This window comes from Achromobacter sp., assembly GCF_032113835.1.
Lineage (GTDB): Bacteria > Pseudomonadota > Gammaproteobacteria > Burkholderiales > Burkholderiaceae_B > Achromobacter.
This window is the reverse complement of the sequence record NZ_DAMCTG010000056.1, coordinates 22626-35470: the sequence shown is the minus strand read 5'-3', so window position 1 is coordinate 35470 and position 12845 is coordinate 22626. Positions and strand designations below refer to the sequence as shown.

General features: G+C 69.1%; 12 protein-coding genes. 2 read left to right on the top strand and 10 right to left on the bottom strand.

The genetic code is table 11. From position 1 onward, the window contains the following. From RT697_RS18440 to RT697_RS18425, 4 genes are all read right to left on the bottom strand, one after another. Nucleotides 1-511, bottom strand: a 511-nt coding sequence (locus tag RT697_RS18440) for a PHP domain-containing protein (protein WP_313700846.1), incomplete at its 3' end; no start/stop codon positions are given. 1 nt (nt 512) lies between these two features. Then, nucleotides 513-1982 carry a DNA polymerase Y family protein gene (locus RT697_RS18435; protein WP_313700844.1) on the bottom strand — a complete coding sequence of 490 codons (1470 nt, stop codon included), beginning with the start codon at nt 1980-1982 and terminating at the stop codon, nt 513-515. Beyond that, nucleotides 1912-2616 (bottom strand): translesion DNA synthesis-associated protein ImuA, encoded by a 705-nt coding sequence (imuA, locus tag RT697_RS18430; RefSeq protein ID WP_191579473.1) that lies wholly within the window; start codon nt 2614-2616, stop codon nt 1912-1914. Before imuA ends, RT697_RS18435 begins: the two co-directional genes overlap by 71 nt. A 109-nt stretch (nt 2617-2725) precedes the next feature. Continuing rightward, entirely contained in the window at nt 2726-4219 is a 1494-nt protein-coding gene (locus RT697_RS18425) for an amino acid permease (protein ID WP_313700843.1), read from the bottom strand. 112 nt (nt 4220-4331) lie between these two features. Here RT697_RS18425 and ypfH point away from each other — a divergent pair, with 112 nt between their 5' ends. Continuing rightward, the gene (ypfH, locus tag RT697_RS18420; protein ID WP_312431051.1) at nt 4332-5036 is read left to right on the top strand and encodes an esterase; all 705 of its coding nucleotides are present in this window, start codon (nt 4332-4334) and stop codon (nt 5034-5036) included. Continuing rightward, nucleotides 5036-5863 carry an IclR family transcriptional regulator gene (locus tag RT697_RS18415; protein WP_313700841.1) on the top strand — a complete coding sequence of 276 codons (828 nt, stop codon included), beginning with the start codon at nt 5036-5038 and terminating at the stop codon, nt 5861-5863. The genes ypfH and RT697_RS18415 overlap by 1 nt, the downstream gene beginning before the upstream one ends. 15 nt (nt 5864-5878) lie before the next feature. On the opposite strand, the gene RT697_RS18410 is transcribed toward RT697_RS18415, so the two are convergent. The 6 genes from RT697_RS18410 to RT697_RS18385 all read right to left on the bottom strand — a co-directional run bounded on the left by RT697_RS18410 (nt 5879) and on the right by RT697_RS18385 (nt 12845). Beyond that, nucleotides 5879-6673: an SDR family NAD(P)-dependent oxidoreductase gene (locus RT697_RS18410; RefSeq protein ID WP_175136681.1), complete on the bottom strand. Its 795-nt coding sequence runs from the start codon at nt 6671-6673 to the stop codon at nt 5879-5881. A gap of 1 nt (nt 6674) precedes the next feature. Beyond that, a complete protein-coding gene (locus tag RT697_RS18405) occupies nt 6675-7652 on the bottom strand; it encodes a tripartite tricarboxylate transporter substrate binding protein BugE (RefSeq protein WP_313700838.1) in 978 nt (325 codons plus the stop codon). A 59-nt stretch (nt 7653-7711) separates the two neighbouring features. Then, nucleotides 7712-9436 carry a thiamine pyrophosphate-binding protein gene (locus tag RT697_RS18400; RefSeq protein ID WP_313700836.1) on the bottom strand — a complete coding sequence of 575 codons (1725 nt, stop codon included), beginning with the start codon at nt 9434-9436 and terminating at the stop codon, nt 7712-7714. Between the two features lie 13 nt (nt 9437-9449). Next, nucleotides 9450-10283: a hypothetical protein gene (locus RT697_RS18395; protein WP_313700834.1), complete on the bottom strand. Its 834-nt coding sequence runs from the start codon at nt 10281-10283 to the stop codon at nt 9450-9452. Nucleotides 10284-10425: 142 nt separating this feature from the next. Continuing rightward, nucleotides 10426-11862 (bottom strand): efflux transporter outer membrane subunit, encoded by a 1437-nt coding sequence (locus tag RT697_RS18390; RefSeq protein WP_313700833.1) that lies wholly within the window; start codon nt 11860-11862, stop codon nt 10426-10428. A gap of 68 nt (nt 11863-11930) precedes the next feature. Then, a complete protein-coding gene (locus RT697_RS18385; protein ID WP_313700831.1) occupies nt 11931-12845 on the bottom strand; it encodes an HlyD family secretion protein in 915 nt (304 codons plus the stop codon).

Here is a 12845-nt window from a genome sequence, read left to right as displayed (position 1 = left end):
CCTGGTCGGCCATGCGGTCGGCGTCGGTGCCGTAGGCGGGCGTCAGGATGGCCAGGCATTCCGGCAGACTGCGCAGGTGCGCGTGGCCGGCGGGCGGATCGGCAAGGTCTTGCGGGGAAAGCCGGTACTCGCCCTTGGGCGCCCGGGTGCGGCCCAGCGTGATGAATTCCGACAGGTTGCCGTAGCCTTCGCGCGTCTGCGCCAGCAGGGTCAGCCCCAGCGGCGCGGCGTCGGGCGCGGCGCGCAGCTGGAACGTGGCGCCCACGATGAACGGCAGCTTGAGGGTCTTGGCTTCGGTGTGGGCGCGCACCACACCGGCCAGCGAGCATTCGTCGGTCAGGGCCAATGCGGCGTAGCCGAGTTCGGCCGCCCGCGCGGTCAGTTCCTCGGGGTGCGAGGCGCCTTGCAGGAACGAAAAATTGGATTGGCATTGCAGCTCGGCATAGCCGGGCAGCTGGGCCAGAACTTCGGCCGGGTCCAGCGGATCGGGGGCGTCGTCGTCCATGCGCATGTCAGGCGTACAGTCCGTGCAGGAACCAGCGCGCGTCCTCGGCGTCGCGCTCGCGGTAGATCCAGTACCGCGCGCCGGCCGCGTCTTCGGCGACGAAGTAATCGCGCACGGTCAGGGCGGGGTCCCACCAGCCGCTTTCGATGCGTTCGGGGCCGCGCATCAGCCGCAGCGCCTGGCCGGCGTAGTGTGGGCGATGGCCGGACAGCTTGAGGGGCTGCGGGGTTTCCAGCAGCCAGAACGGCCGGTCGAGCAGCGGCGGCAGGGGCGCGGGACGTTCGGGCGCGGCCAGTGCATCGCCCCAGGAATTGGCGGCTTCGGGGCGGTGGTCGGCGGTGGGCTGGGCATGGCGCACCCGGTCGCGGCCCAGCCGCGCCACCAGCAGGTCCAGCAGCCGCGCGTGGTCGGCGGCGGTGCCGCCCGGCTCGGGGAACAGGGTGGTGCTGGCGGCGGGCTGCTCGACGGTGTCGGGCGCGTGCAGCGTCACGGCGATGACGGGGGCTTCCAGCGTGAAGTGGTTGAGCTTTTCGCGCAGCAGATGCAGCAGCTGCTGCGCCTGCCAGATGGGCTGGGCCAGAGCCACTTCAAGTTCGGTGGGCGGGCGGGCGTGGCGGCCGCGCTCGTGGTCCATGCTGAGCACCACGCGCCGCACGGCCAGTTGCCGCGCGGTCAGCCAGCCGCCCAGCTGCTCGGCCAGCCGGCCCGCCACGGCCAACACGGCGGCGGTGTTCTCCATATAGTCCATGAGCTCGATCCGCCGCGAAAACTGGTTGGGCGGCTCGAGCCAGCGGTAGAGTTCGGGCACCTGACCGTAGGCGGCGTCCAGCGCCTGCAGCAGGTCGGGCGCGCTGCGCCGCTGCAGCCCTCCGCGCGGCAGGGCGCGCAGGTGCGCCAGCGTGTGACAGCCGATGTCGTCCAGCCAGTTGCGGCGGTCTTGCGCCTGGGGCAGCAACGACAGCGGCAGGGCATCGAGCCGCCGCGCCAGGGTGGGCAGCTTCAGTGTGCGGCGGGGAACGCGCCGGCCGGCGCGCCGCGCCAGCAGCCAGGCGCCCTTGGCCGTGGGCGCCATGCCCAGCGACACCCGCAGATCCAGCGCGCGCAGCGTGGCGGCCACCCGCCGGCTCAGCGCGCGCGGCCCCCGGAAGAACATCAGGCTGGCGCCCACGTTCAGCAGGACGGTGTCGCCGTCGGCCAGGGCGATTTCGGGGGTGTATTGCAAGAGGGCCAGCGCCGCGCCGTGCAGGGCGTCGGCCTCGGCCAGCGCATTGCGGGGCAGCAGTTCCACGCCGGGGGCGATGGCCGCCGCGCCCGCGCGGCGCATGCCGGGCGTCACGCCGGCCTGGCGGGCGGCGGGTGTCAGGGCGGCGACCCGTTCCTGATCCAGAACGGCGAACGCCTCCTGGTCATGCGGCCAGTGCGGGCGTATGGCGTCCAGCGGCAGGCAGCGCAGGTAGGCGGCGATCCAGAGGCGCATGGCGGGGAGAAGAGGGGGTAAGCGCGCCGGGCTCCAGGCCCACGTAGAGCGGGGTGTCGCAGACTGGCCCCCGGCGCTTCAGGATATGGACGGACAGGCCACCGGGCGCGGGCGCCAGCGCCAGCCGCAAGGCGGCGGGCGTGGCGGTCTGCGCGGCGCGGGACGGGCGCACGGCGATGAACAGCAGGTCGCTGGCCTGGGCAGCCAGATGCAGGCGGCGCAGGGATTCGGGGCGCACGTGGGGCAGCCAGCAGATCAGCGCGCCGCAACTGGCGTTTTTCAGGATCTGTTCGCTGGCCCACAGTGCGTCGACCGGTTTTTCGGGCGCCACCCACAGCAGCTGCCGGGGATCCAGCCGCCAGCTCATCCAGCTGGCGATGTGCGGCACGTGCGGCGGCTGCACCAGGGCGATGGGACGGCGGGTTTCCAGCTGGGCCAGCGCGGGACGCAGCAGGCGGATTTCTCCGATGCCGGGATGGGGGGTGAGCAGTTCGACGAGCGATCCCAGCGGCCAGCCGTTATCCGGCAGTTCGGCCGACAGCGCCGCATGCCCGGTTGGCAGGGTACGTGCGGCGCCTTTGGCCAACTGCGTGGCGCGCCACAACGCGGGATGGATATGTTCGGGGGACTGCATGGCGAAAGCGCCCGGTGCTCAATACCTGTATGAATGTACAGTATTGTACCGGGCTTTGCGCCGGCCGGAGGTGTCGAAAAGTGCCCCCGAAACGTGTCCCCGAAAAGTGCTAGAACCGCATGTCCTGGTATTTCACCCACCGCGAGCCGCGCAGCAGCCGGTGGCCGATCCACAGTCCCAGGAACAGCGGAATGGCCAGGTACGTCGACACCACGCCGATCCAGTCGATGCGTTCTTCCAGGAACGCCTGATAGTTCTGTCCCAGCGTCACCACCAGGCACAGCACGAAGGCCAGCAGCGGCCCAAACGGAAAGAGTCCCGCCTTGTAGGGCAGGTTGGCGGTGTCGTAGCCGTGCTTCACATAGCCCTGGCGGAAGCGGTAGTGGCTGACCGCGATGCTCAGCCACACGATGAATTCCGTCATGCCCGCGAAATTGAGCAGCCAGATGTAGACGGCCTTCGGGCTGTACACCACGCTGAACAGGCACAGGCACGCCAGCAGCGTCGTGGCCAGCAGCGCATACAGCGGCACGCCGCGCGGGGTCAGGCGCTTGAAGAGGGCGGGCGCCTGGCCCTCGGCCGCCATGTTGAAGAGCATCCGCGTCGCCGCGTACATGCCCGAATTGCCGGCCGACAGCACCGAGGTCAGGATCACCGCGTTCATCACCGTGGCCGCCGACAGCAGGCCCGCGTGCTCGAACACCAGCGTGAAGGGGCTGACCGCGATGTCCTCGACCTCGTTGCGCAGCAGTTGCGGATCGGTGTAGGGAACCAGCAGGCCGATGATCAGAATGGCCAGCACATAGAACAGCAGGATGCGCCAGAACACGCTGTTGATCGCGCGCGGCACGTTGCGCCGGGGGTTTTCGGATTCGCCGGCCGCCACGCCCACCAGTTCGGTGCCCTGAAAGGAGTAGGCCACCACCATCGCCACGCCCACCCATGTCGCCGCGTTGCCGACGAAGGGCGCGTCGCCCACCTTCCAGTTGTCCAGGCCCACCGGCCCGCCGCCGTGGATGATGCCGGCCAGCATGGCCACGCCCACCACGATGAAGCACAGCACCGCCACCACCTTGATGATGGCGAACCAGTATTCCGCCTCGCCGAAGCTGCGCGCCGAGAACGCGTTCAGCCCGAAGGTCAGCGCCAGGAAGGCCACGCTCCATATCCATCCGGGCGTGTCGGGCAGCCAGTACGCCATGACGAGCTGCGCCGCCACGACGTCGACCGCGACCACCGTGGCCCAACTGACCCAGAAGTTCCAGCCCAGCGCAAAGCCGAATCCCGGATCCACGTAGCGCGAGGCATAGGTGCAGAACGAGCCCGACACCGGCATGAAGGTGGCCAGCTCGCCCAGGCTGGTCATGATGAAGTACACCATCAGGCCGATCACCAGATAGACCATCAGCGCGCCGCCGGGGCCCGCTTGCGCGATGGCCGCGCCGGAAGCGACGAACAGGCCGGTGCCGATGGCCCCGCCCAGCGCTATCATCGTGAGGTGGCGCGCCTTCAGCACGCGGTGCAGCTGATTGTCGCCGGCAGCGTTGCCGGCAGTGTTGCTGACAGGCGCGGCGGCGCCCGAGTCGATATTCGGTGTGTGCATTACAAGGTGGTTTGGTGGCCGGCGTCATCGGTACGATGCCGGGCGCGGCGCATTTTACAATGCGGCAATCGGGGCGCAGTCCCACCGTCCCAGGCCAGCACGGAGCAGTTTCATGGCGTCTTCCAGTTCTATCGAATTTCTTCCCGACCCGGGCGTCGACGTGCGCCAGCTCTTCATCCTGCTGCACGGCGTGGGCGGATCGCCCGCCGGCCTGGAGCCCCTGGCCCAGGCGGTGCGCGCGGCCTTTCCGACCGCGGCCGTGCTGATCCCCGAAGGTTTCGAGGCCTTTGACGGCGGCGGTGCGGGCCGGCAGTGGTTCTCCGTGCGCGGCGTCACCGAAGACAACCGCGCCGAGCGCGTGGCCCAGGCCATGCCGCGCCTCGAAACCTATGTGCGCGAAGCCCAGGCGCGCTTCGGCCTGCTGCAGTCCGACACCGCGGTGGCCGGCTTTTCGCAGGGCGCCATCATGGCGCTGGAACTGGTGCAGGCGCACGACGGCATGGCCGGCCGCGTCATCGCGTTCTCGGGCCGCTATGCGCAACTGCCCAAGAACGCCCCGCTATACACCACGATTCATCTGCTGCACGGCGCCGACGATCCGGTCATGAGCGTTTCGCAGGCACAGGCCGCGCAGGCCCGCCTGGCCGAGCTGCACGGCGACTCCACCATCGACATCGCCACCCACGTCGGCCACGAACTGCATCCCGCCCTGATCCAGCGCGCCATCGTCCGCCTGCAGACCTGCGTGCCGCTGCGCAGCTGGGAAGCCGCGCTGGGCCTGAACCAGACGCCGCCGGACGGCACGACGGTGCATTGATGGCAGCGTCTGCCACGACCGGCGCGAAAGCCTCCGCGCCCGCGCAGCAACGCGCGGCCGATGCCGTCGGCGGCGCGCAAAGCATCTTCCGCGTGCTGCGCATCCTTAAATATGTCGGCGCGGCCCCCGCGCGCGGCGTCGGCCTGACGGATGTGGTGCGTGATGTCGGCCTGACGCCGCCCACCGCGCACCGGATGCTCTCGGCCTTGCTGCAGGAAGGCTTTCTGTCGCTCAATCCGCGCCTCAAGACCTACAGCCTTGGCCGCGAGTCCTACATCCTGGGGCTGGCGGCCGAGAGCCGGCACGGCATCAAGGCCATTGCGGAATCCGCCGTGCTCCGGCTTGCCCAATCCACTGGCGACACCAGTTTCCTGTCGGTGCGATCGGGCCACGAAGCGGTCTGCGTCGACCGCAAGACGGGCGACTTTCCCATCAAGATCCTGACGCTGGAAGTCGGCCACCGCCGCCCGCTGGGCGTGGGGGCGGGCAGTCTGGCGCTGCTGGCCTTCTTGCCCAACGATGACGTCGACCGTGTCCTGGCGCGCTATGACGCCAGCGTGGCGCCCGATCTGCCGTCCACCGACATGCTGCGCGAGGACATCGCCGCCGCGCGCAAGAACGGCTATGCGCTCAATCCGGGCCGCATCATTCCCGACATGCTGGGCGTGGGCGTGCCGGTGTTCGACCGCGAACAGCACGTGGTGGCGGCGTTGAGCGTGGCGGCCATTCGCTCGCGTCTTTCCGGCGCGCGCCTGACCGATGTGGTGGCCGCATTGCAGCGCGCGGCGTCGGAATTGTCGGCGGACCTGGCGCCGCGCCTCAGTTAGAAACGCCCGCGCGCGTCAGCGCCCCGCGCAGGCCTTGCCACCGTCCACCGGCAGACACACCCCAGTGATGTACTTGGCCTCGTCGCTCGCCAGGAACAGCGCGGCATGGGCAACATCCCACGCATCCCCCATCCGCCCCATCGGACTGGCGGCATTGCGCCGCCGCCGCATTTCCTCGACGTCGTCGAATTGCCCCGCAATCTGCTTGTAGATCAACGGGGTGTCGATGACGCCGGGCAGCACGGCGTTCACGCGGATATTGTCCGGCGCATAGCGCACCGCCAGCGACCGCGTCAGATGGTTCAATCCCGCCTTGGCCGCGTAGTACGAGGTGTACGGATACGAATTGACCTGAATCGACGCGAGCGACGAAATGTTGACGATGCTGCCCGAGCCCTGCGCCAACATGGCGGGCAGCACATGCTTGCAGGTCAGGAACACGCCGGTCAGGTTGGTGTCCAGCACCCGATGCCAGCTTTCCTCGCTGGCTTCGATGGGATCGCCCATCTCGGTGATGCCCACGTTGTTGTGCAGCACGTCGATGCGCCCGGCGGCCGCCAGCACGGCGGCGACCGCGGCCTGGATCTGCGCGGAGTCCGTCACGTCGGCGGTCAACGCCTGGCAACGGCCGCCTTCGGCTTCGATGATGGCGCAGGTTTCGCGCGCGGCGTCCTCCCTGACATCCACCGCGAAGACCCGCGCGCCTTCACGCGCGTACAGCGCCGCCGCGGCCTTGCCGTTGCCCCAGCCCGGGCCGGACGACCCCGCGCCAAACACCAGCGCCACCTTGTCCTTCAGCCGCTCGCCCATGTCATTCCGCCGAGATGTGGGCGAAGTCGGCCACCTTCTTCCACTTGGCCACGTCGTCCTGGATCATCGCGGCAAAGGCCTCGGGCTTGTCGGCGACAACATACGCGCCAACGCCGGCGTACTTGGCCTGCACGTCCTTGTCCGCCAGCGCCTTGCGGGACGCGTCGTTGAGCTTGGCCAGCACGTCCTTCGGCAGGCCCGCGGGCGCCAGCAGGCCGTTCCACATTTCCGCGTCGTAGTCGGGCAGGCCGACCTCGGCAAACGTGGGCACGTCCGGCAATTGCGGCAGGCGCGATTTGGCGGCCACCACGATCGGACGCAGGCTGCCCGACTGGATATGCGCCATTGACGACGCCGCCGTATCCCACAGGATGGGCACCTGGCCGGCGATCACGTCATTGAGCGCGGGACCGGTGCCGCGATACGGCACGTGCATCATGTCCAGGCCGGACAGGGACTTGTAATACTCCATCGCCATGTGCGTGGCGCCGCCATTGCCCGACGAGGCATAGGAATACTTGCCCGGCGCGCCCTTGATCAAGGCGGTGAACGACGCATAGTCCTTGGCGGGAAAGTTCTTGTTCACGACGATCACGCCCGGCACGCGGATGATCTGCGTGACCGGCGTGAAGTCCTTCACCGCATCGTACGGCAGGTTCTTGTACACGGCGGGATTGGTGCCGTTGGTGCTGGACGTGCCCAGCAGAAGCGTATAACCGTCGGGCGCGGCCGACGCCACGGCGCGGCTGCCCACGCTGCCGCCCGCGCCGCCGCGGTTTTCCACCACCACCGGCTGGCCGATCTGCTTGGCCAGCGCCTCGGCGAAGATGCGGCCGACCACGTCGGACGTGCCGCCGGGCGGGAAGGGCACGATCAGGCGGATGGGGCGGTCGGGGTAGGTGGCCTGCGCCGCGGCGGCGCCCGCCAGCGACAGCGTTGCAGCGGCGGCCGCCAGCTTGATCCAGGTTCTGCGCTTCATGATGGGTTGTCTCCTTGCTTGGTTTTGTTGTGTCTTGAACCGGGCGTTGCGCGCCGCCGTCAGGCGATGCGGTCGCCCGGCTTGATCTTGGCCGCCCGGCTGTCCACGCCCGGCAGCATGTGCGCGGGGTCGCGCGTGACCACCACGTCCAGGATTGTGGGACGGTCCTTGCAGGCATACGCCTCTGCCAGCGCGGCCGGCAGTTCCGAAGGGTCCTCGACGCGGATGCCATTGCAACCCAGCGCGCGCGCCACGTTGGCGTAATTGGTGTCGACCAGATCCGAAGACTGGTAGCTGCCCGCGCCGTACATCAGGTGCTGCAGCGCCTTGATGTAACCCGACGCCGCGTTGTTGACCACGACCAGCGTGAAGGCCAGCTTCATGCGCACCGCGGTTTCCAGTTCGCCCAGCGACATGTTGCAGCCGCCGTCGCCCGTCAGGCTGACCACCTGGCGTCCGGGCGCCGCCGCGGCCGCGCCGATGGCGCCGGGGATGCCGTAGCCGATGGAGGCGAAGCCCCGGTCCGGCACGAAACCGCGACCCGCGCGCTTGGTGTCGAACAGCAGGCCGCCCCAATGCGCCGCGAAGCCGCCGTCCGCGACCAGGATGCCGTCGTCCGGCAGCGAGGCGTTGATCTCGTGCAGCAGCCGCGCCATGCCCACGGGCCGGTCGGCCGACGTCAGCTTGGCGTTCACCGATTCGCGCCACGCGTGCATGGCTTGGCCGACCTCATCCACGTAGTCCTGGCGGGCGTGCTCGCCGTGGGCGGCCAGGCGCGTGTCCAGGTCTTCCAGCGTGGCGCGCACGTCGCCCCACAGCCGCAGGGCGGGCGTGGTGGTGCGGTCGAATTCCTCGGCCACGATGTCCAGATGGATGATCGGCGCGCCCGCGGCCAGCAGGTCATAGCGGCGCGTCGCCACCTCGCCCAGCTTGCAGCCGACGACGAACAGGCAGTCCGACTTGGCGATCAGGTCGTTGGCAATGCGGCTGTAGCGGCCGAACAGCCCCGCGTTCAGCGGATCGTTGCAGGCGATCGCGCCCTTGCCGCTCATGGTGTGGGCGACGGGGATGCCGAACTTGCGCGCGAAGGCCTGGACGGTCTCGGCGGCATCGCTGATGTGCACGCCGCCGCCGCACAGCATCAGCGGGCGGGCGGCGCCGGCCAGCATGCTGGCGGCTTGCGCCACGTCCTCGGCCGACGGCCGGCAGCGCAGCGCGGGCGAGCGCCGGTAGTTGGGGCTGGAATAAAAGTCATCGGCGTCAAAGGCATGGACCGCGTGCGCGATGTCTTCGGGCACGTCCAGCACCACCGGGCCAGGACGTCCGCTGGTGGCCACGGCAAAGGCGCGCCGCACCAGCTCGGGGATGCGTTCGACCATCTCCACGCGCAGCACGTCTTTCACGACCGGACGCAGCACCTCCAGTTGCCTGGCTTCCTGCGTCATGTTCTTCCACGAATGCATCCGATGTGAGTCGCCGACCAGCGCGACCAGCGCCGTGCCGGCGTTGTAGGCTTCGGCCAACCCGGTCACCAGATTGGTCGCACCGGGACCCAGCGTCGCATCGCACACGCCGGGACGGCCGCTGACCTTGGTGTAGGCGTCGGCGGCAAACACCGCGCAGCGCTCGTCGTTGATCAGGTTGTGATTGAGCTTCAGGCGGCGCGCCGCGTCATAGAACGGCAGCAGCTGAAAGCCGCCCATGCCGAACATCAGGCCGACGTCATGCGCCGCGAACATGCGGGCGATGGCTTCGCCGCCGGTGATTTCCAGTTTTTCGGACATGCGGGTAATGCTCCTAGTGGGTGTCGCGCCCGCTCAGCAGGGCGTCGATGAAGGTTTTGAGCGGCGTGCCGACGCGGCAGCCCAGTTCGCGGGCGCGGGCGTTGGCCGAAGAGATGGTCCCTTCCTCGTAGCAGGAACGGGCGTCGCCGATGCGGGCGGTGTGCGCGGAGACGGTCAAGGCGGCAATGCCGCGTTGGTCAAGCAGGGGCAGGCGGCCAATGCCGGCGCTGTCCTTGCCGATGCCCGCATCGTTGAAGGTGACCAGGCGCGGCGATGCCCGGACCCCGTCCGATTGCAGCCCGGCCAGCCGTTCCCCGTGCGAAGCCGTGACGGCGATCAGGCCGTCGTCGCGCGAATCGACCAGCGAGACGGAGTCGGCGCCGACGACCAGCGGCGCGCCGTCCGGGCTGGTCTTGAACACGATGCGGGATTCCTTGACGTCGGCGGGCGGTCGGGCGTCGGGCGAGGCGTGCGCCAGATGCGACGCGGCCTCGGACACGGTCATGCCCGGTTTGCAGCCCAGGTCTTGCGCCAGCGCATTCACAAAGCTGATGACGCCGTTCCGCGCCATGTCCGCGCCGTCGCCGATGCGGCAGCTTTGATAGCTTGCGGTGGCGGCGGGCACGCCCCAACGTTGCAGATCGTCCAGGCCCGCAATGCCGGCTTGCATCCAACCCACGCCGGCATCGTTCAGAATGACGGCCAGCACGCCACCGCGCGCCGCGCAGTAGGCGGCATAGCTGCCGCCATGCGATCCGGCGATCACGACGCGGCCCGCGTCCTGCGGCGTCAACTTGGTGATGCTGTCCAGCACGCGCGCGTCGCGGGCGCTTGCAGGGTGTTCCATATTATGAATTGTCCCCGTCCGCGAGCATCGTGTCCGGTGTGGCCGGAGCGATGCTCTCGAATCGTCTGTTGTAGTTATTAGCTTGGGACGATTCTAGGAGTGGGGGTTTGGGGATAGCAATGTCATCCCCATAATATGGAAATCAATTTTTGGCGGACGACTCCTCCCAGCCGCCGCCCAGCGCCAGGAACAACGCAATCTGGTCGCTGCTCAGATCCGCCTGCGACGCGGCCAGCGCGCTTTCATTGGTGGCCAGCGTGCGTTCGGCGTCCAGCACCGTCAGGTAGTCCGTCTTGCCGTACTGGAACAGACGGCGTGCCTGCGAGGCAGCTTCCGCGCTTTGGTCGCGGGCCGCGCGCAGGGCGGTGTCGCGGTCCAGTTGGCGGGCGTAGACGACCAGCGCGCTTTCGGTTTCGCGCAAGGCGTTCAGCACGGCCGCGTCGAAACGGGCGGCGGCGGCCTTGGTGCTGGCTTCGGCTTGGGCGATGCGGGCTTGCGCGGCGCCGGTGTTGGGAACGGTCCACGAGATCAGCGGACCCACGCTCCAACTGAAGGTGCCGCGGTCGCCGAACATGGCGGCCGGGCCGCCCGAGGCAGCGGACAGGCCCAGCGTGATCTTCGGGTACAGATCGGCAGTCGCCACGCCGATGCGGGCGGTGGAAGCGGCTAGCGTCCGTTCGGCCTGGCGGATGTCCGGACGGCGGCGCAGCAGGTCGGCGCCGTCGCCGACAGGGATGGTCTCGGTCAGCTTGGGTGCGCTGGCGCATTGCAGCAGGGCCTGCGGGATTTCGCCGGGCGTCTGGCCGGTCAGCGCGGCCAGGCGGTACAGCGCGGTGCGCTGCTGGGCCTGGAACGGCGGCAGGTTGGCCTGCAGTTGTTCAAGCTGGCTGCGCGCCCGCGTGACGTCCAGCGTGGTGCCGCGGCCGGCGCGCTGCAGGCGGCTGACGGCGTCGACCGATTCCTTCTGCACCTGCACGGAATGCTGCGCCGAGGCAAGCTGCATGCCCGCCGCGCACATGTTGGCGTAGGCGCGCGCGGTCTCGGCCGCGACGGTGACGCGGGTGGCGTCGTAGGCGGCCTGGGCGGCCTGCGCGTCATCGGTGGAGGCTTCGACGGCGCGGCGGATCTGGCCGAAGAGGTCCAGCTGATACGACACGCTGGCGCCGGTGGAGTAAGACCAGCGGTTGGGCGGGTCGATGCCGGGCTGCAATTCCTGCAGGCCGGAAACGTGGCCGAACGTGGGCGAGGCATTGACGCCGATCGTGGGCTGTTGCTGCGCCTTCGTTTCCTGCACGGCGGCTTGAGCGCGTTCCAGATTGGCGCTGGCCACGCGCAGGTCGGTGTTCGCGGCCAGGGCCTTTTCCACCAGACCGTCCAGCACGGCGTCGTTGTACAGGCGCCACCAATGGCCGGGGACTGCCTCTTGCCGGTACACGCCGGCCTGCGCCTCGACGAAGGAGGATTGCGCGCTCGGCCGCTGGGACACGGCATCCGGCGGCACCTGGTAGTCGGGGCCGACGGAGGCGCATCCGGCCAGCGCGAGGGCCAGCGTCAGCGGGAGGAGGAGTCTGGTGTTCATGGCAGGTACGGCTTGGCGTCGATAAAGGTTTGAGGATTTCCGCAAAAGTGGGTCGAAGCGCGCTGGCGTCAGGACGCGTGCGGCGCGGCGGCGGCGGTCTGTGCCGGGCGGTCGTCCACCGACACGGTGGCGGTCTGGCCGGCGACCAGGCGCACGCCTTCGGGCACCTCGTCGATCTTCACGCGCACCGGAATGCGCTGCGCCAGGCGGACCCAGTTGAAGGTCGGATTCACGTTGGGGAGCAGATTGGCGCCGGTGCTGCGGTCGCGGTCCGCGATGCCCATGGCAATGCTTTCGACATGGCCGCGGATGTGGCGCGGTTCGCCCATCAGCGTCACGGTGACCGGGTCGCCTTCGTGGATGCCGGGCAGCTTGGTTTCCTCGAAGTAGCCTTCGACGTAGAACGAACCGGCGTCCACCAGCGCCATCACGCCGTGGCCGGCGGTGGCGTAGGAACCGGCGCGCAAGTCCAGGTTGGTGATGCGGCCATCGCTGGCGGCCACGACGCGGCTGCGTTCCAGATTCAGGCGCGCAGTGTTCAATTGCACCTGCGCCTGCGCAAGCGCGGCTTCAGTCTGCTGCACCTTGGTCTGGCTTTGTTCCACCGCTTCGGCTGCGACAAGCTGGCCCAGCGAGCGGTTGCGCTTGGCGTCGCGCAGCGCCTGGTCGTGCGCCACCTGCTGCGAACGGACCGAGGCCTGCGCCTGGTCGTACGCCAGCTGGAAGCGGGCGCGGTCGATCTCGAACAGCAGGTCGCCGGCCTTCACGTCCTGGTTGTCGTGCACGGGCACGCTGGTCACCAGGCCGGAGACGTCGGGCGCGACCTGCACGACATAGGCCTTGATGCGGCCATCGCGCGTCCAGGGTTCCACTTCATAGTGATCCCAAAGCTGCCAGCCGGCGTAAGCGGCGGCGGCGACGACGACGGCCGTCACTGCGAACTTGCCGATAGCAGCAGGGCGTAGGGCATTGGGGAGTTTCAT

Bases quoted from the DNA above. Each gene is read 5' to 3' on its own strand.
- imuA (WP_191579473.1), bottom strand. From the start codon at position 2,616: ATGCAGTCCCCCGAACATATCCATCCCGCGTTGTGGCGCGCCACGCAG.
- ypfH (WP_312431051.1), top strand. From the start codon at position 4,332: ATGGCGTCTTCCAGTTCTATCGAATTTCTTCCCGACCCGGGCGTCGAC.
- RT697_RS18390 (WP_313700833.1), bottom strand. From the start codon at position 11,862: ATGAACACCAGACTCCTCCTCCCGCTGACGCTGGCCCTCGCGCTGGCC.
- RT697_RS18405 (WP_313700838.1), bottom strand. From the start codon at position 7,652: ATGAAGCGCAGAACCTGGATCAAGCTGGCGGCCGCCGCTGCAACGCTG.
- RT697_RS18410 (WP_175136681.1), bottom strand. From the start codon at position 6,673: ATGGGCGAGCGGCTGAAGGACAAGGTGGCGCTGGTGTTTGGCGCGGGG.
- RT697_RS18400 (WP_313700836.1), bottom strand. From the start codon at position 9,436: ATGTCCGAAAAACTGGAAATCACCGGCGGCGAAGCCATCGCCCGCATG.
- RT697_RS18425 (WP_313700843.1), bottom strand. From the start codon at position 4,219: ATGCACACACCGAATATCGACTCGGGCGCCGCCGCGCCTGTCAGCAAC.
- RT697_RS18395 (WP_313700834.1), bottom strand. From the start codon at position 10,283: ATGGAACACCCTGCAAGCGCCCGCGACGCGCGCGTGCTGGACAGCATC.
- RT697_RS18385 (WP_313700831.1), bottom strand. From the start codon at position 12,845: ATGAAACTCCCCAATGCCCTACGCCCTGCTGCTATCGGCAAGTTCGCA.
- RT697_RS18435 (WP_313700844.1), bottom strand. From the start codon at position 1,982: ATGCGCCTCTGGATCGCCGCCTACCTGCGCTGCCTGCCGCTGGACGCC.
- RT697_RS18415 (WP_313700841.1), top strand. From the start codon at position 5,036: ATGGCAGCGTCTGCCACGACCGGCGCGAAAGCCTCCGCGCCCGCGCAG.